19 protein-coding genes and 1 tRNA gene are annotated in these 18,915 nt (G+C 75.3%); 10 read left to right on the top strand and 10 right to left on the bottom strand.

Translation table 11 applies throughout. The features are described 5' to 3' along the window. Positions 1 to 38: 38 nt before the first annotated feature. Together DNL40_RS10865 and DNL40_RS10860 are read left to right on the top strand one after the other, a co-directional pair. Positions 39 to 737, top strand: a complete 699-nt coding sequence (locus tag DNL40_RS10865; protein WP_111251285.1) for a UdgX family uracil-DNA binding protein — start codon at positions 39 to 41, stop codon at positions 735 to 737. 42 nt (positions 738 to 779) lie between these two features. Further along, on the top strand, positions 780 to 1,106 hold the full coding sequence (locus DNL40_RS10860; protein WP_111251284.1) for a DUF6966 domain-containing protein: 327 nt from the start codon (positions 780 to 782) through the stop codon (positions 1,104 to 1,106). A 67-nt stretch (positions 1,107 to 1,173) separates the two neighbouring features. Here DNL40_RS10860 and yidD read toward each other — a convergent pair whose 3' ends face one another. The 3 genes from yidD to DNL40_RS10845 form a co-directional block, all read right to left on the bottom strand. Next, complete coding sequence (yidD, locus tag DNL40_RS10855; protein ID WP_111251283.1) at positions 1,174 to 1,470, bottom strand: membrane protein insertion efficiency factor YidD; 297 nt, start codon at positions 1,468 to 1,470, stop codon at positions 1,174 to 1,176. Between the two features lie 191 nt (positions 1,471 to 1,661). Then, positions 1,662 to 2,645, bottom strand: a complete 984-nt coding sequence (locus DNL40_RS10850) for a glycoside hydrolase family 11 protein (protein WP_111251282.1) — start codon at positions 2,643 to 2,645, stop codon at positions 1,662 to 1,664. Positions 2,646 to 2,875: 230 nt separating this feature from the next. Beyond that, positions 2,876 to 3,829 (bottom strand): helix-turn-helix transcriptional regulator, encoded by a 954-nt coding sequence (locus tag DNL40_RS10845; RefSeq protein WP_111251281.1) that lies wholly within the window; start codon positions 3,827 to 3,829, stop codon positions 2,876 to 2,878. A gap of 116 nt (positions 3,830 to 3,945) precedes the next feature. On the opposite strand from DNL40_RS10845, the gene DNL40_RS10840 reads away from it, so the two are divergent. Beyond that, a complete protein-coding gene (locus tag DNL40_RS10840; RefSeq protein WP_111251280.1) occupies positions 3,946 to 4,413 on the top strand; it encodes a VOC family protein in 468 nt (155 codons plus the stop codon). A gap of 86 nt (positions 4,414 to 4,499) precedes the next feature. Here DNL40_RS10840 and DNL40_RS10835 read toward each other — a convergent pair. Then, a tRNA-Thr gene (locus tag DNL40_RS10835) sits at positions 4,500 to 4,572 on the bottom strand. Positions 4,573 to 4,685: 113 nt separating this feature from the next. Between DNL40_RS10835 and DNL40_RS10830 the strand changes: the two genes are divergently transcribed. Continuing rightward, positions 4,686 to 5,576 carry a potassium channel family protein gene (locus tag DNL40_RS10830; RefSeq protein ID WP_245885850.1) on the top strand — a complete coding sequence of 297 codons (891 nt, stop codon included), beginning with the start codon at positions 4,686 to 4,688 and terminating at the stop codon, positions 5,574 to 5,576. A 10-nt stretch (positions 5,577 to 5,586) separates the two neighbouring features. Here DNL40_RS10830 and DNL40_RS10825 read toward each other — a convergent pair whose 3' ends face one another. From DNL40_RS10825 to tmk, 4 genes are all read right to left on the bottom strand, one after another. Next, positions 5,587 to 7,128, bottom strand: coding sequence for an alpha/beta hydrolase (locus DNL40_RS10825; RefSeq protein ID WP_342766646.1), 1,542 nt, complete (start codon positions 7,126 to 7,128; stop codon positions 5,587 to 5,589). Positions 7,129 to 7,198: 70 nt separating this feature from the next. Next, entirely contained in the window at positions 7,199 to 7,798 is a 600-nt protein-coding gene (locus DNL40_RS16460) for a hypothetical protein (protein WP_179951047.1), read from the bottom strand. Positions 7,799 to 7,960: 162 nt separating this feature from the next. Further along, positions 7,961 to 9,112: a DNA polymerase III subunit delta' gene (locus DNL40_RS10815; RefSeq protein ID WP_111251279.1), complete on the bottom strand. Its 1,152-nt coding sequence runs from the start codon at positions 9,110 to 9,112 to the stop codon at positions 7,961 to 7,963. Then, complete coding sequence (gene tmk / locus DNL40_RS10810; protein ID WP_111251278.1) at positions 9,109 to 9,789, bottom strand: dTMP kinase; 681 nt, start codon at positions 9,787 to 9,789, stop codon at positions 9,109 to 9,111. Before tmk ends, DNL40_RS10815 begins: the two co-directional genes overlap by 4 nt. Before the next feature lie 120 nt (positions 9,790 to 9,909). Between tmk and DNL40_RS10805 the strand changes: the two genes are divergently transcribed. Beyond that, positions 9,910 to 10,311, top strand: coding sequence for a pyridoxamine 5'-phosphate oxidase family protein (locus tag DNL40_RS10805; RefSeq protein ID WP_111251277.1), 402 nt, complete (start codon positions 9,910 to 9,912; stop codon positions 10,309 to 10,311). Between the two features lie 40 nt (positions 10,312 to 10,351). On the opposite strand, the gene DNL40_RS10800 is transcribed toward DNL40_RS10805, so the two are convergent. Together DNL40_RS10800 and DNL40_RS10795 are read right to left on the bottom strand one after the other, a co-directional pair. Further along, complete coding sequence (locus tag DNL40_RS10800; RefSeq protein ID WP_179951046.1) at positions 10,352 to 11,482, bottom strand: FUSC family protein; 1,131 nt, start codon at positions 11,480 to 11,482, stop codon at positions 10,352 to 10,354. 172 nt (positions 11,483 to 11,654) lie between these two features. Then, positions 11,655 to 12,776: a Gfo/Idh/MocA family protein gene (locus DNL40_RS10795; RefSeq protein ID WP_179951045.1), complete on the bottom strand. Its 1,122-nt coding sequence runs from the start codon at positions 12,774 to 12,776 to the stop codon at positions 11,655 to 11,657. Positions 12,777 to 12,904: 128 nt separating this feature from the next. On the opposite strand from DNL40_RS10795, the gene DNL40_RS10790 reads away from it, so the two are divergent. Genes DNL40_RS10790 through DNL40_RS10770 form a run of 5 tightly spaced genes read left to right on the top strand, consistent with a single transcriptional unit; the run spans position 12,905 to position 18,834 of the window. Beyond that, positions 12,905 to 13,684: an NUDIX hydrolase gene (locus tag DNL40_RS10790; protein ID WP_111251275.1), complete on the top strand. Its 780-nt coding sequence runs from the start codon at positions 12,905 to 12,907 to the stop codon at positions 13,682 to 13,684. Continuing rightward, positions 13,681 to 15,006 carry a quinolinate synthase NadA gene (gene nadA / locus DNL40_RS10785; protein ID WP_111251274.1) on the top strand — a complete coding sequence of 442 codons (1,326 nt, stop codon included), beginning with the start codon at positions 13,681 to 13,683 and terminating at the stop codon, positions 15,004 to 15,006. Before DNL40_RS10790 ends, nadA begins: the two co-directional genes overlap by 4 nt. Positions 15,007 to 15,035: 29 nt before the next feature. Further along, a complete protein-coding gene (locus tag DNL40_RS10780; RefSeq protein WP_245885849.1) occupies positions 15,036 to 16,730 on the top strand; it encodes an L-aspartate oxidase in 1,695 nt (564 codons plus the stop codon). Beyond that, on the top strand, positions 16,727 to 17,623 hold the full coding sequence (gene nadC, locus DNL40_RS10775) for a carboxylating nicotinate-nucleotide diphosphorylase (RefSeq protein ID WP_111251272.1): 897 nt from the start codon (positions 16,727 to 16,729) through the stop codon (positions 17,621 to 17,623). The genes DNL40_RS10780 and nadC overlap by 4 nt, the downstream gene beginning before the upstream one ends. Further along, positions 17,620 to 18,834, top strand: a complete 1,215-nt coding sequence (locus DNL40_RS10770; RefSeq protein WP_111251271.1) for a cysteine desulfurase family protein — start codon at positions 17,620 to 17,622, stop codon at positions 18,832 to 18,834. Before nadC ends, DNL40_RS10770 begins: the two co-directional genes overlap by 4 nt. Positions 18,835 to 18,915: the final 81 nt, after the last annotated feature.

The raw sequence follows: 18,915 nt of genomic DNA, 5'->3' as shown, positions 1-18,915 counted from the left end.
AGCGCGCGAGCACCACCCGCCCGCGCCACGGTGGACGCATGGCGAAGAGGGCGGCGGGCACGACGACGGCCGGGAGGACGGCAGGCAGGGCGGCCGGCGGGGCGGCCGGCAGAGCGGCGCGCCCCGGCGCGCAGCAGTGGGTGCCCGACGGCGGCGACGTCGCCGCGCTGCGGCAGGCGGCGCACGCGTGCCGTGGCTGCGAGCTGTGGGCCGACGCCACGCAGGTCGTGTTCTCCGAGGGGCCCGGCGACGCCCGGCTCATGCTCGTGGGCGAGCAGCCCGGCGACCACGAGGACCGCGAGGGCGAACCCTTCGTCGGCCCCGCCGGACGGGTGCTCGCCGATGCCCTCGCCGCGGCCGGCGTCGACCCCGAGACGGTCTACGTCACCAACGCCGTCAAGCACTTCCGGTTCGAGCAGCGCGGCAAGCGTCGGCTGCACAAGACGCCCGACGTCGCGCACGTCCGTGCGTGCAGCCCCTGGCTGCGGGCAGAGCGGGCCGCGGTGCGGCCCCACGTCGTCGTCGCCCTCGGCGCCACGGCCGCGCGCGCCGTGCTCGGCCGCCCCGTGCGCGTGGGCGCCGAGCGCGGGCAGGTGCTCGACAGCGAGGGCTCCGCCGTCGTCGTGACCACCCACCCCTCGGCCCTGCTGAGGCTGCGCGGCCGTGACGGCTGGGACGAGGCGTTCGACGCCCTCGTGGCCGACCTGCGCACGGCCCGGGCCGCCGCCGGCGAGTGACGCCCTTCCCCGGGTCATCCCCCGCTCGCTACCCTGCCGCGCATGCCCCCACGCACCGCGCAGCACAAGACGCTGACCAAGCGTCTCGAGGACACCATGACGTTCCTTGAACGCCACGGCGAGTTCCACTGGGTCCAGTGGCTGCGGCTCACCACCCAGCACCTCGACGACGGCGAGGCCCGCGCGGGGGCGCAGGTGCTGCGGGCGTTCGCCGCCCCCGGGTCGTTCGACGACCTCGTCATCTCCGCCGACGGCGGGCACGACGTCTCCCCGGGCGACGAGGCTCGGGCCAACCGCCGGCTCGCCGAGCTGCGGGACGCCGTGCGGGAGGAGGCGGCGCGCCTCTCGCGCCGGCCGCGGCACGTCTGACGGCCCCGAGAGTCGGCGGGGCACAGCGACGGCCGTCCAGGGAAGGACCCCGCGGCGGGCCAGCGGCTCAGCGGCCGCCCGACCCGCCGAACCCGAACGGGATCGGGATGCCACCGCAGCAGCAGACGCCGCGCACCTCCGCCAGGGCCAGCACGTGAGCCGCCTGGTAGCAGGCCCAGAACCGCACCGCCGCGGGCAGCACGCTGCGCACCAGGCCCCGGCGGGCCACGAGATCGCGCACGGCACCCGAGCACCCGGCGCCGCCGTGCAGCACCCCGTGCGCGCAGCGCCACCCCTTCCGCGGCGAGATGCGCCGCTGGTACGTCGCGATCGCTCGGTCGACCATCGTGGCTGCTGGGCTCATGCGGGCACCGTACGGACGACACCGGGCACTCGCCCGTGGGCACCCGTCCGCCGAGCGGCGCGGGCGCGCGGGCTGGCGTGCCGTCGGTGCCGCCCCCTGCGGCACCAGCAGGACGAGCGCGGGCACGCCGCGGGGCGGGACGCGTGCCGTCGCCGCGCCCCGCCCCGCCTCCTGTGCCGGACTGCTGCGCGTCAGCCCGACGTGCAGCTCGCCGTAGGCAACGTGCTGTTCCCGTTCTTGTAGACGGTGATGCCGAAGCTGTTGCCCGACCCGTTCGGTGTGGCGGTCAGGGTGCCGGTGCTGCCCGTCACGTTCGCGTTCCAGCTGTTCTGCAGGCTCTGGCCGCCCTGCAGCCGGATCGTGGTGCGCCAGCTGTTGGTGCCGCTCACCGAGAAGCTGACGTTGAAGCGGTCGCTCCACTCCTCGCCACGGGTCACGTTCACGGTGCAGGCCGCGCCACCACCGCCGCCGCCACCGCCACCGCCTCCGCCGGAGGCCGTGCCGACAGTGACGTTCGAGCTGCCGCTGCTCTGGTACCCCTCCGTGGCCATGATCTGGTAGTCGTGGCTGCCCAGGCGCATGCCGTGGGACGCCCACGCGTCGAAGTGGTTGCCGGTGGTGATGGTGCCGCTGGTGCGCTTCTGCTGCCGCACGCTCCAGTACTGGTCGAACGTGCGGGTGCCCTCGATGGACGGTGCGTTGGTACGGGTCGTCTTGTAGATGTCGTAGGTGCCGCCGTCGCTGTTGACGGTGCCCATGAACTGACCGGTCGGGCGGTACGTGCCCCAGCTCTCCACGATGTAGTACTCGACCAGCGGGTTGCGGGTCCAGCCGTAGAGGGTGAGGTAGGCGTTGCCGGACGGGTTGAACGAGGCGGTGTACTGCACGCTGCGCCGCGCGCCGGTGCTCCAGCCCTTGCCGGCCACGAAGTTACCGGTGTTCCTCCACTGCGTGGAGTAGTTGCCGCCCGAGCCGAGGTCCATGGACACGGTGCCCGGCGCGTCCGTCCAGAACGAGTAGAAGTACCCGCCGTGGTTTCCGGTCTGGTTGGTGTCGATGGCGCTGGCCGGCGCCGCGGTGCCCACGGTCATCCCGACGACGGCGGCCAGGGCGACGAGCGCTCCCCTGACCGTCCGGCGCCACGTGCGCTCTGCTGTGGTAAACGATTTCGACATTGCTGCACTCCCTCGTGCGATGCACTCGAACATTGCCACTGCTTCGTCGGACGCTGCCCTGGGATGCGACGGTGCACCCGAGCCCGGCGCCCGTACCCGCCGATCTCTCGGCGCGCGGGACGGCTCCGCAGCGTCAGTGTCCGGCTACCTCGGACCGAAAGGCAACACCGCTGAACTAATTGACGCATTCGCGTCACGGAGTCGCTCTCCGCCCATGCCGGGAGCGCCCTTCAGACGCCGGCAGGGTGCGCTGCTGCCCCCAGGCGCCCCTCCAGCACGGCACACGCCTCGCGGAGCGGTGCGGGCCCCTCGACGGCGAACGGCGCGTCGAACCGCAGCACCTGGGCGAGCACCCCGGTCCAGGACCAGGACCCGACCGTCAAGCGGCAGGATCGTTCGCCCAGCACCTCCAGCTCCCCCTCACCGGCCCAGGGGGCCACCTCGCTCGCGGGGAGCTCGAGGACGACCACCCCCACGCACGGCCAACGGTCCTCGACGTCCGACCCCTTCGACCGTGCCGCGAGGAAGGTGCGGGCGTCGGGCGCGGGCAGCGGTCTGGGGGCGAACCGGGCACCCGCCGGCGTCCGCGGCCACATCCGGTCCAGCCGGAAGATCCGCCAGTCGGCCTGCTCGAGGTCCCAGGCCACGAGGTACCAGCGCCCGTGCTGGGTGAGGACGGCGTGCGGCTCGACGTGCCGCGGCGTCGCGTCCTGGTCCCGGTAGGCGAACCGCAGGGTGCGCCCGTCCCGCACGGCGACGCTGACCGCCTCGAGCACCGCCGGGTCGACCCGCTCGACGGGCTCGGCCCCGGCGAACCGGATCGCATCGACCCGGTGCCGCAGCCGTGACGGCATCACCTGGCGCACGGTGGCCAGCGCCCGGGCCGCCGCGTCATCGACGTCGACACCGCTCGACGGGACGCTCTGGAGCGCGACGGCGATCGCGACGGCCTGCTCGTCGTCGAACAGCAGCGGGGGCAGCTCGGCACCCGGGGCGAGCCGGTAGCCGCCGTCGGGCCCCTTGGCGGCTCGTACCTGGTACCCGAGCTCGCGCAGCCGGTCGACGTCGCGGCGCACCGTCCGCGAGCTCACCCCGAGCCGCTCGGCGAGCACCTCCCCCGGCCAGTCACGGCGCGCCTGCAGGAGGGACAGCAGCGCGAGCAACCGGGACGACCCTGTGGACATGTCCCCAGTGTGCTGCAGGTAGCGGACACTCTCCGTCCTCTACCCCTGTCACGGTGGTCTCAGACGGCACACCCGCCGCCGCACCCTCGACAGGACCCTCGACAGAAGGACGCACCGTGAGCATCACGACCACCACCCACCTCAACTTCCGCGGCACTGCACGCCAGGCGCTCGAGCTCTACCAGAGCGTCTTCGGCGGCCACCTCGCCCTCACCACCTACGGCGACCTCGGCATGCCGCAGGACGCCCCGGGGGCCGACAAGGTCGTCTTCGGCCAGCTCGACGGCCCGGACGGCTTCCGCCTCATGGCCTACGACATCCCCGGCCAGGACGGCGGCCACACCCCCCAGAGCGCCGGCTCGACCCACCGCGAGAACGGCATGACCATCACGGACCGCCCGTTCTTCCAGTCCGTGCGCGGCCAGTCCCTCGACGAGGTCAGCGCCTGCTGGGACAAGCTCGCCGAGGGCGCCACCGTCATCGAGCCGCTCGCCGCGTCGCCGTGGAGCCCCGGCTTCGGCATGCTCACCGACCGGTTCGGCGTCACCTGGGTGCTCGACGTGCAGCCGCCCGCCGCCGGCTGAGCCGAGCACACCGCACGGCGCGCGAGAGACCGCGCCACGCACGAAGAAGCCCGGGATCCACGAGGATCCCGGGCTTCTTCTGTCGGAGCCGCCTGTGGGAATCGAACCCACGACCTATTCATTACGAGTGAATCGCTCTGCCGACTGAGCTAAGGCGGCGTGCTGCACCGTCTCCGTGCGGATCGGCGAGCGCGCCTACAGTACCCGACGCGCCGCCCTCGCTCCAAAGCGGGCAGCCAGGCCGCTGCTGTGCCGTGTGCCACCATGCTGGCGTGCTCCCTGAGACGCCCCTCCCGGCCGATGCCGAGGCCCGCGCCGGGACCCGCACCACGGCCCGTGCGGAGGCCCCCGGCGAGAGGTCGCCGTCCCTGACCCGCCGCAGCCGCCTGGAGCGCTGGGAGTCGCTGACCGAGTGGCCCATGGCCGCGCTCGCGATGCTGTTCCTGGTGGCGTACGCGGTACCGATCGCGTGGCCCGGCGTCTCGCAGCCGGTCCGTGCGCTGTGCACGGTGGTCATGACGGCCACGTGGGTGACGTTCGCGCTCGAGTACGCGGTGTGCATCACGCTCGCCCCGGCCCGCTGGGCGTACGTGCGGCGCAACCTGCTCACGCTGGGGGCCATCGTGCTGCCGGTGCTGCGCCCCCTGCGGCTGCTGCGGCTCGTGGCGCTGGTGACGATCCTCAACCGGGTGGGCGCCAGCTCGCTGCGCGGACGCGTGGTCACCTACGTGGTCGGCGGCACGGCCCTGCTGGTCGTGTGCGGCGGTCTGGCGATCACGGACGCCGAGCGAGGCCGGCCCGGCGCCAACATCGCCCACCTGGGTGACGGCCTGTGGTGGGCGCTGACCACCATGACCACGGTGGGGTACGGGGACCGCTACCCGGTCACGGACGTGGGCCGCGTGGTGGCCACCGCCCTCATGGTCGCGGGGATCGCGCTGCTCGGTGTGGTCACCGCGACGCTGGCCTCCTGGCTGGTGGAGAGCGTCGCGGCCGAGCAGGAGGCGCGCGAGGCGGCCACCCCGGCGACGTCGGCCGAGGTGGCCGCGCTGCGCGCCGAGGTGGTGCGGCTGCGCGAGGCGCTGGAGCGTGAGGCCGCGGAGCGTGGCGCCCCGGTACCCTCGACGCCGCCGGGCCCGGCCGCTCCCCCGGCGGCCGACTGAGCCGACGGGCTCAGCACTCGGTGCCGTCGCGCGGCACCTGCCCGTCCACGAGGTAGGCGTCGACGGCGTCCATGACGCACGCGTTGGAGCGCCCGTAGGCGGTGTGCCCCTCGCCGTCGTAGGTGAGCAGCACGCCGGACTCGAGGGTGTCGGCCAGCGCCTGCGACCACACGTACGGCGTGGCCGGGTCCTGCGTGGTGCCGATGACCACGATGGGAGGAGCCCCCGCGGCGTGCAGGTCGCCCTCCTGCTCGACCACCGGGTACGGCCAGTCGGCGCAGGACATGCCGGAGAAGGCGAAGAACCGGCCCACCGTGGGGGCGGCCTCCTCGATGCGCTCGGCGTCGGCCCGCATCTGCGCCACGTCGGTGGTGCCGCGCGAGTCGAGGCAGCCCACCGCCCGGAACGCCTCGGCCGAGTTGCTCGAGAACGAGCCGTCGGCCTCGCGGTCGTTGTAGTAGTCCGCGAGGTACAGCAGCACGTCACCGTTGCCGTCGGTGATCACCCCGTTGAGCGCCTGGGTCAGCAGGCCCCAGCTGCCCTGGTCGTAGAGGGTGACGGCGATGCCGTAGAAGGCGAGCGTCTGGGTCACCACGCGCCCGCTCGACGTCGGGTACGGGTTGTCCAGGGCGCGGTCGAGGATCTCGCGCACCTGCTTCATGCCGGAGTCGACGTCGCCGCTCAGCGGGCACGTGCTGGAGCCCTGGCAGTCGGTCACGTAGTTGCGCAGCGCCTGCTCGAACCCGACGGCCTGGCCGGCGGAGACGCCGTCGGCGTCGAGCGTGATGTCGACCGCGCCGTCGAGCACCATGGGGCCGACCCGCTCGGGGAAGAGGCCCGCGTAGGCGGCACCGAGCTGGGTGCCGTAGGAGAAGCCGAGGTAGCTGAGCTTCTCGTCCCCGAGGGCGGCGCGCAGCATGTCCATGTCCTTGGCCGCGGACTGGGTGTCCACGTTGCCGAGCAGCTCGCCGGTGTTCTCGGCGCACGCCTGGCCCCAGGCGGCATACTCCTGGGCCATGGCGGCCAGGCCCGCGTCGTCGTCGTCGAAGTCCTTGGCGAGCGACTCGTCCTTGCGGGCGTCGTCGAAGCACCGCACCGGGGTGGACTCGCCGACGCCGCGGGGGTCGAACCCGACCACGTCGTAGGCGGCGCGCACCTTGCTGCCGAAGGTGCCCCACGCGCCGGTGACGAACTCGATGCCCGAGCCGCCGGGGCCGCCCGGGTTGATGAGCAGCGAGCCCTTGCTCTCGCCCGTGGCGGGGTGGCGCTTGACCGCCAGCTCGATGCTGCCGGCGTCGGCGTCGTGCCACGACAGCGGCGCCTCGACGGTGGCGCACTCGAACCCGCCGCCGCAGTCCGACCACTCGATCTGCTGGGAGTAGAACCGCTCGAACCCCTCGGGTGCGCCGCCGGCGGTGGCGCTGCCCGTCGCGTCGTCGAGCGGTGTGCGGTCCTTGCCGGGCACCGAGCAGCCGGCGAGGAGCACGGCGAGCACGGTCAGCAGGCTGACGGTGGAGACGAGGGTTCGCGGAGAGGCGGACGGCAGGCTCACGCGGCCAACCTACCTGCCCCGGCCGCACCGCCCCTGACCGTGGTGTGAACGGTCGGTGGAGCGGTGGGGCTCACTCGGCCTGGACCCACGCCACGGGGCCGGTCTCGCCGGGCGCCGGGCGCGGCGCCACCTCGACGCTGCCCTTGTCCCCCAGGTGCACCGTGACGGGTTCGCCGCCGTCAGCGCCCTCGGGCACCGCGACGACGCTCGTGGTGGGCGCCCAGTCCATCGTGCACATGCCCGGGTCGGGCGGCAGCACCTGCACCGTCAGGGCGGTGGCGTCGCCCGTGGCCCGCGGCTCGGTCAGCGCGGGGCACGAGCTGGAGCCGTAGGTGACCACGTACAGCAAGCCGTCCTCAGCCGTCCACGCCGCGCCGGCAGGCGACTCGGCGGAGCCTTCGACGCCCGCGGGCAGGCCCCGCCCGGCGGCGCCCGCCTCGAGCGGCATGCCCTCGGCCAGCGGGAGCTGCCCGGTCGGCGCGGGCGTGGCCTCGCCGGTGGGGGCCGCGGGGTCGGGAGCGGCCTCGACGCCGTCGTCGGCCGCGGCACCGCCGGCTCCTGACGGCGTGGCGCACGCCGTCAGGACGGCGACCACGGCGACGGCGGCGCCGAGCAGCAGCGGCAGCAAGGACGGGCGGGACAGGGGGTGCGTGCGGGCTGTGCGGTGCATCGGTGCCTCCTCGGGTCGACGTCGGGCGGCCGGCGTCAGCCGCCGCCGACGGCGCGGGCGCGCCGCCACGAGGTACGTGCCGTCCACGCTAGCGGTGACGGCCCTCGTACGGTTCCTGTGGCGGGAGCCGCAGATCTTTCACCGCGGGCGCCCACGCGGGGCTCATCCCTGGGGCCGCAGCGCCACCGCCATCGCCTCCAGCGCCAGGAGCGGGGCCACGTTGCCGGCCAGCCGCTCGCGCGCGAGCCCGATCGCGTCCATGCGCCGCACCGTCTGCTCGGGCGTGGAGTCGGCGGCCAGGGCGCGCACGATCGCCGCGTCGCCCGCGTTGACCAGGTCGACGTCGGCACCGAGCTGCACCACGAGCACGTCCCGGTACAGCGAGAGCAGGTCGAGCATGGCCCGGTCGAGCACGTCACGCTGACGGCGGGTGGCACGGCGCTTCTGGTCGTCCTCGAGCTGCTTGAGCTGGGAGCGCAGCCGGGGCGGCAGCGTCTCGCCGTCCCCTGCTCCCAGGGCGCGGAGCAGCTCGGCCTTCTCGGCGGCGTCACGCTCCTCCGTCGCCGCCTTGGCCTCGGCCTTGGACACCTCGACGAGCTCGTTGGCGGCCAGCACGGCGTCCCCCACGCCCCGGATGCGCCGGGCGACGTCGAGCACCGCGGTGCGCCGTCGTCGCGCCTCGGGGTCGCGGGCCAGGCGCCGGGCGAGGCCCACGTGGGACTGCGCGGCGCGCGCCGCCGTCAGCGCCACCTGCGGGTCCACGCCGTCGCGCCGCACCACCAGGTCCGCCACGGCCTCGGCCGGCGGCACGCGCAGCACCACCGCGCGGCAGCGGGAGCGGATCGTGGGCAGCACGTCCTGGACGCTCGGCGCGCACAGCACCCACACGGTGTGCGGCGGCGGCTCCTCGATCGCCTTGAGCAGCACGTTCGTGGTGCGCTCGGCCATGCGGTCCGCGTCCTCCACCACGATGACGCGGTAGCGCCCCAGGGAGGGGGTGCGGGCGGCGGTGCCGATGAGGTCACGCACCTCGTCGATGGTGATGACCACCTTGTCGGTGGCCACCACGGTGAGGTCCGGGTGGGTCCCGGCAAGCGTGGTGGTGCACTGGTGGCACCGCCCGCACCCGCCCGTGACGCCGTCCGTACCGGTGCACTGCAGCGCCGCGGCGAAGGCGCGGGCGGCGACCGACCGGCCGGACCCGGGCGGGCCGGTCACCAGCCAGGCGTGCGTCATCGCGGTGGGATCGGTCGCGGCCCGCTGGAGCAGCTCGACGGCGTGCTCCTGCCCGACGACGTCGTCCCAGACGCTCATACGTCCTCCGCCACCCCGGCGGCGACGTCGCTGTCCGTGGCCTCCTCGACCACCGGCGTCAGGTCCAGGCGGGCGGCGAGGTCGACCCGGATCTGCGCCTGGACGTCTTCCACCGTCCCTGCGGCGTCGATCACCACCCAGCGCCCCGGCTCCGCGGCGGCGCGGCGCAGGTACGCCTCGCGGGTGCGGCGGTGGAAGTCCTCGCCGGCGCGCTCCAGGCGGTCGGGCTCTCCCGTGAGCCGGGCGGCCGACGTCGCGGAGTCGACGTCGAGCAGCACCGTGACGTCGGGCATCAGCCCCTCGACGGCCCAGCGGGAGATGCTCTCCACCTCGTCCTCGCCCAGCTCGCGGCCGCCCGCCTGGTAGGCCACGGAGGAGTCGATGTAGCGGTCGGTGATGACGACGGCGCCACGCTCCAGCGCCGGGCGCACCAGGCTCGCCACGTGGTGGGCGCGGTCGGCGGCGTACAGCAGCGCCTCCGTGCGGGGGTCCATGTCGTCGCCGTGGAGGACGGCGCGGCGCAGCTCGGCGCCCAGCGGCGTGCCGCCCGGCTCGCGCGTCACCACCACCTCGCGGCCCGTCACCTCGCCGATCCACTCGGCGAGCAGCCGCGCCTGCGTCGTCTTGCCGCCGCCGTCGCCGCCCTCGAAGGAGACGAAGTACCCGGGTGCTGTCACGGGGAAACCCTAACCGCGCCCGGGGACGGCGCGGGCGGCGCCCGCCGCTGGGCGAACGAGGTGTGGTCGGGCCACACTGGGTGGGTCTTGCCCGCTCGACGACCCACCGTGGAGGCACACATGTCCGACCCGACCAGCGTGGTCACCCCGCTCAGCGAGGACGAGGCCTGGGAGCTGCTCGGCCTCCAGCCCATGGGCCGCCTGGCCACGGCCGTCGCCGGGGAGCCCGAGATCTTCCCCGTCAACCACGCCGTGGCCGGCCGGCGCGTCTACGTGCGCACCTCGCCCGGCAGCAAGCTCGCCGAGATCGCGATCAACGGCAACGTCGCCTTCGAGGTGGACCAGATGAGCGCCGACCTCGCCTACAGCGTGGTCGTCAAGGGCACCGCGGAGATCCTGGAGAAGGACGCGGACCTGACCGAGGCCGAGGCCACCGGCCTGATCACCTACGACGACCTGCCCAAGAACGTGTGGCTGCGCATCACGCCGCGCGAGATCTCCGGGCGGCGATTCGCCCGCTGAGCGGCCGCGCGCGACCGGGCCGGCACCGGCCGCGCGCCGCTCACGCGGCGAGCGCCACCCGGGCCCGCCGCAGCTCCAGCACGAGCGCCCCCGCCACGAAGTAGTCGCGGTCGTCCTCCTCGCGGGCGTGGCGCACGCCGTCGCGCAGCGCGGTGATCGCCGCCGCCAGGTGGTCCAGGGCCTCCTTGGCCTCCTCGCGCTCCGCCGGGTCCTGCGCCTCGAGCCGCAGCCGGTGCGCCCGCAGGGCGTCCGCGAGGGTGTGCAGCGCCTCCGCGGCCAGCGGCCGCAGGCGGCGCCCGAGAGCCAGGTCCGGCAGGTCGCTGCGCTCCCAGTCGGCCATGAGGCGCGTGGTGTCGTCGACGACGTCGGCCACGGTGCGCAGCGCCTCGGCCCTGCGGGTCTGCGCCTGCGCCCAGTCCCGGTAGCGGCGCACGCGCCGGTTGGCGCGCACGGCCTCGCGGCTGCGCTCGACGGCGGTCTCGGCCTCGGCGAGCGTGGGCCCGATGGCCCGACGGCGCTGCGTCCAGCCGTCCTCGTCCGGCGGCTCCTGGCGGTCGAGGCCGTCGGCGAGCGCCTCCAGCTGGTCGACGAGGGTGTCGCGCAGCCGGTCGAGCATCACCTCCGACGGCGTGAGCGGCAGCGAGGGGAACAGCAGGTTGACCGCGACGCCGATGGTGGCGCCCACGACGACCAGGCCGGCGTACGCCCCCACGAACACCTCCGGGTCGGCGGACCCGAGGATGAGCACGAAGAGGGCGGAGGTGGCGGTCCAGCCGCCCATCTCCCCCAGGCGGCGCCAGCCGCTGACCACCAGGGCGATGCCGGTGGCGAGGGCGATCGCGGCGGCCCCGGGGTCGAGCACCGCGTCGACGGCGCGGGCGATGAGGGCCCCGAGCAGGATGGCCGCGGTGGCCTGCAGCGACGTCCGGGCCGAGCGGGCGAGCGTCCCGGTGGCGGCCACGACCGCACCGAGGGGCGCGTAGTAGGGGTAGTCGGAGAAGGGTGCGGGCACCAGGTGGCCCACGAACCAGGCGATCGCGGCGGCCACGGCACCCTTGACCGCCGTCGACCAGGAGGGGTGCAGCACCCACAGGCGGTGCGCCCCCTGGGCGAGGACCCCGGCCCGCGAGCGCCGCGCCCGGTCGACGACCTGGGGGATCCGCTCGTGCACGGACCTCACCGTACGAGCCGCGCCGCCGCCGCGCAGGCCGGTGGCCCCGACCGCCGGGCGCGACGGCACCCTGCGCACGGGCACGGGCACGGGCCGGCGCCAGGCACGTCCCCGCCGGCGGGGCACGCCGCCGGCACGGCACGTGGGGCGCCGGGCGGGCGCCGTCGTGCGCTCACTCCCCCGGGTAGACGACCCCGACCTGCGAGCGGGCCTCGTCGAGGAGGGACATGACCTCGAGGGTGTCGCGCCAGGTGTGGCGGGGGCTCTCGACGGCCCCGGCGGCGATCAGGCGGGCGACCTCGGCGGCCTCGTACGCCTTGCCCTCGCCGCGCGGGCTCTCGTACGTCCACCGGGTGCCGTCGGCGCGGGTGACGGTGAAGTCGGTCGGCGTGAAGAAGCCCTGCGCCAGCTCGATGCGCCCCTGGGTGCCGATGATGGTGGCGGCCTGGGGGCCGGCGGCGCGCGAGGAGGTGTGGAGCACGGCCTGCTGCCCCTCGGCCCACTCGAGGAGCATCCCCACGTGGTCGTCGACACCGGTGGGGGCGAGCGAGCCGCGCACGGTGACGTACTCGGGCATGCCGAGCAGGTCGTGGGCGAACGCGAGGGGGTAGACGCCCAGGTCGAGGAGGGCGCCGCCGGCGAGCCCGGGGGCGAAGAGGCGGTGCTCGGGGTCGTAGGGGAAGGCGACGTCGAACTCTGCCTGGACGGTCCTGACCTGGCCGATCTCGCCGCGCGCGATCACGGCGCGCAGGGCGGCGACGTGCGGCAGGAACCGGGTCCACATGGCTTCCATGCAGAACACGCCGGCCTCGCGGGCGGCGTCGAGCAGCAGCTCGGACTCGGCGACGGAGCGGGTCAGGGGCTTCTCGACGAGCACGTGCTTGCCGGCGCCGACGGCCAGGAGGGCGTGCTCGAGGTGGTGGGAGTGCGGGGTGGCCACGTAGACGACGTCGACGTCGTCGTCGGTGACGAGCTCCTCGTAGGAGCCGTGGGCGCGGGCGCCGGGGGCGTGCGCGGCGGTGAACGCCTCGGCCTTGGCGGCCTGCCGGGAGCCGACGGCGGTGATGCTGCCGCGGGTGCGCGAGCGGACGCCGTCGGCGAAGGAGGCGGCGATGCTGCCGGCGCCGAGCACGCCCCAGCGCACGGGCGGCGCGTCCATGAGGTCGGGCACGGTGCCGAGCAGGTCGGCGGCGGTCAGGCGCGGTGCGTAGGCCGCGGGGTCGGCGAGATCTGCCGCGAGCCCTGCGGGAAGGCCGGCGGGGAGGTCTGCGGCGGTGACGGCGTCGTCGGACATACCCGCAACCTACCCGCCGGCGGCTGCGGAAAGTCACGGAGAGCCGGCGAGCTTCGTGACGACGCGTAGCCATCGGCAGGGAGTTGGGGTCGCGGTGACCCGAAGTGCTAGACTTAGTTCAGGTCAAGATGACCTTTACTCATCGAAGAGCCTCCGGAGCCCCTGTGAGCGACATCGACCTCGCCGTCTCGACGGTGATCTTCGCGCTGCGCCCGCACCCCGACTCCGGCCGCCCCGTGCTCTCCCTGCCCCTCGTGCGGCGCACCCGCGACCCGTTCGAAGGGCACTGGGCCCTGCCCGGCGGCTGGGTCGGCACCCACGAGAGCCTCGAGACCTCCGCCGGCCGCACCCTCGTCGAGACCACCGGGGTGCGCCCCTCCTACCTCGAGCAGCTCTACACGTTCGGCGCCCCCGACCGCAGCCCCACCGGCCGCGTCGTCTCCGTCGTCTACTGGGCCCTGGTGCGGCCCGAGCAGATCGGCGAGCGCACCGACGCCGCCTTCGACGCCCAGAACGTGCGCTGGTTCGTGGCCGACTCCCTCACCGGCGAGCAGGGCGACGAGGCCCCGGCCCTGGCGTTCGACCACGCCCGCGTCGTCGCCTACGCCCTGTGGCGCCTGCGCACCAAGGTCGAGTACTCCCGCATCGCCCAGGCATTCCTGGGCGAGACCTTCACCCTCGCCGAGCTGCGCCACGTCCACGAGGCCGTGCTGGACCGCGAGCTCGACCCCGCCAACTTCCGCCGGCAGATGGAGAGCTCCGGGGCCGTGGTGCCCACCGGGGAGCGCGTCACCGGCGGCCGGCACCGCCCCCCACGGCTGTACCGGTACGACACCTCCGTCGACCTGGTGGACAACGGCCCCCTCGTCGACGACGGACCCATCGCACCCTCCGGAGCAGAGTCATGACCTCGGTGAACCTCACCATCCAGCAGCTCACCAGCAGCGCCCCCGGCGCCGTCTGCACCCCCGACCTGGCCCAGGGGCCGTGGGACTTCGACACCGTGCCGGGCTACGGCCCCGGCTCCTCCATGCACGACACGATCCCCGCGTCCGCGCCGCGCCAGGGCGCGCTGCCGCAGGAGTACCGCGACGCGTCGGACGACGAGCTGCACCGCCGCATCACGGCCGCCCGCGAGACGCTCGGCCGCCGCGTGGTGGTGCTCGGCCACTTCTACCAGCGCGACGAGATCGTGCAGCACGCCGACTTCCTCGGTGACTCCTTCCAGCTCGCCAACGCCGCCCAGACGGTGCCCGACGCCGAGACCATCGTGTTCTGCGGCGTGCACTTCATGGCCGAGACGGCCGACGTGCTCGCCAAGGAGGGCCAGCGCGTGATCCTGCCCAACCTGGCGGCCGGCTGCTCCATGGCCGACATGGCCGACATCGACTCCGTCGAGGACGCGTGGGCCCAGCTCGAGGCCCTGTACGGCACCGAGCCCGACGCCGACGGCCGGGTGCCCGTGATCCCCGTGACGTACATGAACTCCGCCGCCGACCTCAAGGCGTTCTGCGGCCGCCACGGCGGCATCGTCTGCACCTCCTCCAACGCCGAGACGGTGCTGGAGTGGGCGTTCGAGCGCGGGCAGCGGGTGCTGTTCTTCCCCGACCAGCACCTGGGCCGCAACACCGCCAAGAAGATGGGCGTGCCGCTCGAGCAGATGCCGATGTGGAACCCCCGCAAGCCGCTGGGCGGCAGCAGCGGCGACGAGCTGCTGGACGCCCGCGTGATCCTGTGGCACGGGTTCTGCAGCGTGCACAAGCGGTTCACCACCGAGCAGGTCGCCCGGGCACGCGCCGAGCACCCGGGCGTGCGCGTGATCGTGCACCCGGAGTGCCCGATGCCGGTGGTCGACGCCGCGGACGAGGCCGGGTCCACGGACCACATCCGCAAGGCCGTGGCCGGCGCGACCGAGCCCACCACGTTCGCGATCGGCACCGAGATCAACATGGTCAACCGGCTCGCGGCCGAGCACCCGCAGCACACGATCTTCTGCCTCGACCCCGTGGTGTGCCCCTGCTCCACCATGTACCGCATCCACCCCGGCTACCTCGCCTGGGTGCTGGAGGAGCTCGTGGCCGGCCGCACGGTCAACCAGGTGTCCGTGCCCGACGACGTCGCGGCCGACGCCCGCGTCGCCCTCGAGCGGATGCTCGCCGCGAAGCCGAAGTCGGCCGCCGGGACCCCGCAGGCCCCGACGACGCCGGCCGCCGAGGCCCAGGGCCGCTGACCGTGCGCGTCGTCGTCGTGGGATCGGGCGTGGCCGGTCTCGTCGCCGCCCACCGCGCGAGCCGCCACCACGAGGTGGTGCTGGTGACCAAGGCCGACCTCGCCGAGTCGAGCACCCGGTACGCCCAGGGCGGCATCGCCGTGGCGATGTTCCCCGAGGACTCGGTCGAGGCGCACGTGGCCGACACCCTGGCCGCCGGCGCCGGCACCTGCGACGAGGCCGCCGTCCGGGTGCTGTGCGGCGACGGCCCCCGCCGGGTGCGGGACCTGCTGGACCTCGGCGTCGAGCTGGACCGGGTGGCGGGGCCGGGCAGCGAGCTGGCCCGCGGGCAGGAGGCGGCCCACTCGGCCCGCCGCATCGTGCACGCCGGCGGCGACGCCACCGGGCTCGCCGTCGAGCTGGGCCTGCTGCGCGCCGTGCGCTCGACGGCGGTCGAGGTGCACGAGCACACCGCGCTGCGCGACCTGCTGCTCGCCCCGGGGCCGGGCGGGGCCCCGCACGTCGTGGGCGTCCGCGCCCTGGGCCCCGCCGGCGAGGAGATCGAGATCCGCGCCGACGCCGTCGTGCTGGCCACCGGGGGCGCCGGGCGCCTGTACCCGCACACCACCAACCCGGCAGTGGCCACGGGCGACGGCGTGGCCGCCGTCCTGCGCGCGGGCGCCGTCGTGCAGGACCTCGAGATGTACCAGTTCCACCCCACCGCGCTCGCCGTGCCCGGCACCCCCCTGGTCTCGGAGGCCGTGCGCGGCGAGGGCGCCGTGCTGCGCGACGAGAGCGGCCGGCGCTTCATGCTCGACGTCCACCCCGACGCCGAGCTGGCCCCCCGCGACGTCGTGGCCCGCGGCATCGCCGCCGCCATGACCGCCCAGGGCGGGCGCCCCGTGCTGCTGGACGCCACCGCCCTGGGCCGCGAGCGCCTGGCCGCACGGTTCCCGTCGATCACCGCCACCGTGGCGGCGCACGGCCTGGACTGGGCCGCCGAACCGGTGCCCGTGACCCCGGCGGCCCACTACTGGATGGGCGGGGTGCGCACCGACACGTGGGGCCGCACGTCGCTGCCCGGCCTGTGGGCCGTGGGCGAGGTGGCCTGCACCGGCGTGCACGGCGCGAACCGGCTGGCCTCGAACTCGCTGCTGGAGTCGCTCGTGTTCGCCTGGCGGGCGGCCGAGGCGATCGACGCGGCGGGCACTGGCGGCACTGGCGGCGCTGACGGCACTGACGCGGCAGGCACAGCAGGCGCGGTCCGTGACCTCCCGGGCAGCCTCGCCGACGCCGGCACCGGCACCGGTACAGGCGCGAGCACCGGTCCGGCGGAGCCGTTCTCGCGCGCGGCGCTGCAGACGACGCTGTGGGAGCTGGTGGGCCTGGAGCGCGACGAGACCGGGCTCGCGGAGGCCGCCCGCCGCATCGACGCGTGGCGGGCCGCTGTGGCGGGCCCCGGGTCGACGGCGACGCCGGGCACCGAGCAGGCGCTGCCGGGCGTGAGCGCGGCGCCGCCCGGCCCGGTCACCGCCCTGGAGGACCGCAACCTGCTCGACGTCGCCCACGCCGTCGTGGCCGCGGCTCGTGCCCGCACGGAGTCGCGCGGGGCGCACGCGCGCCGTGACGCGCCGCGCCTCGACCCCGCCCAGGCCGTGCCGACGGCCTGGGCCTGGCCCACCCCTGCCGTCCCGATGACATCGCCGACGACCCCCACCTCTCTCACCGCCGGAGCCCTCTCATGACCCTGACCCCGCTGGCCGCGCTCGACGACGTGCTCCACCGCGCCCTGGCGGAGGACGCCCCGTGGGGCGACGTCACGAGCGAGGTGCTCCTGCCGGCCGACGCCAGGGCCGAGGCGTTCCTGGTGGCCCGGGAGGCGGGCACCCTCAGCGGTGCGGCGGCGTTCGCGCGCACGTTCGCGCTGCTGGACCCGTCGGTCGACGTCACCCTCCACCGGGCCGACGGCGACCGGTTCGAGGCGGGTGACGTGCTCGCCGCCGTCGCCGGGGACGCCCGGGCGGTGCTGCGGGGCGAGCGGGTCGCGCTGAACCTGGTCCAGCGCCTGTCGGGCGTCGCCACGCTGACGGCCCGCTACGTCGCGGCGGTGGCCGGCACGGGGGCGCGCGTGGTGGACACGCGCAAGACGACTCCGGGGCTGCGCGTGCTGGAGCGGCAGGCGGTGCGCGACGGCGGCGGGCACAACCACCGCTTCTCCCTCTCGGACGCCGTGCTCGCCAAGGACAACCACCTGGCGGTGCTCGCCGCCCGGGGCGTCGGGGTCGGGGACGCGATCCGTGCGGCCCGCGAGCGCCTGCCGCACACCACGCGCATCGAGGTGGAGGTGGATCGTCTGGACCAGGTGGAGGAGGTCGTGGCCGCGGGGGTGGACACGATCATGCTGGACAACTTCTCCCTGGCGGACCTGCGAGCAGGGGTGGCGCTCGTCGCGGGCCGGGCCCTGGTGGAGGCCAGCGGCGGGATCACGCTCGACACGGTGGCCGACGTCGCGGCGACGGGCGTGGACGTCATCTCGGTGGGGGCGCTGACCCACGGGGTGCGGGCGCTCGACCTGGGTCTCGACATGGACGTGTCCGAGGGTGCGCGCGGTGTCCCGGGCGCGGGGGCCGGCAGGTGATGTACCTGGACGCGGCCGCGACCACCCCGGTGCGCCGGGAGGTGCTCGAGGCCATGTGGCCCTACCTGACGGGCGAGTTCGGCAACCCGTCCAGCCGGCACGAGCTCGGCTCCCGTGCGGCCGAGGCCCTGGTCGCGGCCCGCGCCCAGGTGGCGGCCACGCTGGGCTGCCGGCCGGGCGAGGTCACGTTCACGTCGGGCGGCACCGAGGCGGACAACCTGGCGGTCAAGGGGCTGGCGCTGGGTGCCGTCGACCCCGCGCGGGGACGGGCGGCCCGGGCCCGGCACGTGGTGACGACGGCGATCGAGCACGAGGCCGTGCTGGAGTCGGTCGAGCACCTGCGTCGCTGGCACGGGTTCGAGGTGACGTTCGTGGACGTCGAGCCCGACGGCCGGGTGACGCCCGCGGCCCTGCGCGCCGCCCTGCGCCCGGCGGGGCCCGGCGGCACCGCGCTGGTGAGCGTGCACCACGCGAACAACGAGGTGGGCACCGTGCAGGACGTCGCGGCGCTGGCGGCCGTGGCGCACGAGGCAGGGGCGCTGCTGCACACCGACGCCGTGCAGTCCGCGGCGTGGCTCGACGTCGGGCTGCGCGCGCTCGGCGCGGACGCCGTGAGCGTGTCCGGGCACAAGCTCGGGGCGCCGAAGGGCGTGGGGGCGCTGGCGGTGCGGGCCGGCGTCCCGCTGGAACCGCTGGTTCACGGCGGTGGGCAGGAGCGGGGGCGGCGCTCGGGCACGGAGAACGTGGCGTTCGCCGTCGGGCTCGGTGCGGCGCTGGCCGGGCTGACTGGACGGCGCGCGCGGGCTGCCGACGTCGCGGCCACCCGGGACGCCCTGGTGGCGGGAGTGCTCCGCCGGGTGCCGGGGGCCGTGGTGACCGGGCCGCACCCCGCCGCGGGCACCGGCACGGCGGCGGGGCGCCTGCCGGGCCACGCCAGCTTCTGCTTCCCCGGCACCAGCGGGGAGGCGGTGCTGCTGGAGCTCGAGCGCGGCGGCGTCCTCACGTCGTCGGGCTCCGCCTGCGCCGCGGGGCGCGACGAACCGTCCCACGTGCTCACCGCTCTCGGCGTGCTGCCCGAGGTGGCACAGACGGCGGTGCGCCTCACGTTCGACGCACCGCTCCCCGACCCCGAGGGCCTTGCCGGCGCGCTCGCCGCCGCAGCAGGAGCCGTCGGCGCCCTCGGCCACCGGCCTCCCCCGACGCCGGCCTGACCTGCCCCTTCAGGCGTTCCCCGGGGCTCGGGCTTACCCTGGTCCGCGCGGCCGGGGACGTCCCGACCGTGGCCCTCGCGG

The sequence above is a fragment of the Xylanimonas oleitrophica genome (genome assembly GCF_003244315.1).
GTDB lineage: Bacteria > Actinomycetota > Actinomycetes > Actinomycetales > Cellulomonadaceae > Xylanimonas_A > Xylanimonas_A oleitrophica.
This window is presented reverse-complemented; position numbering and strand designations above follow the sequence as displayed.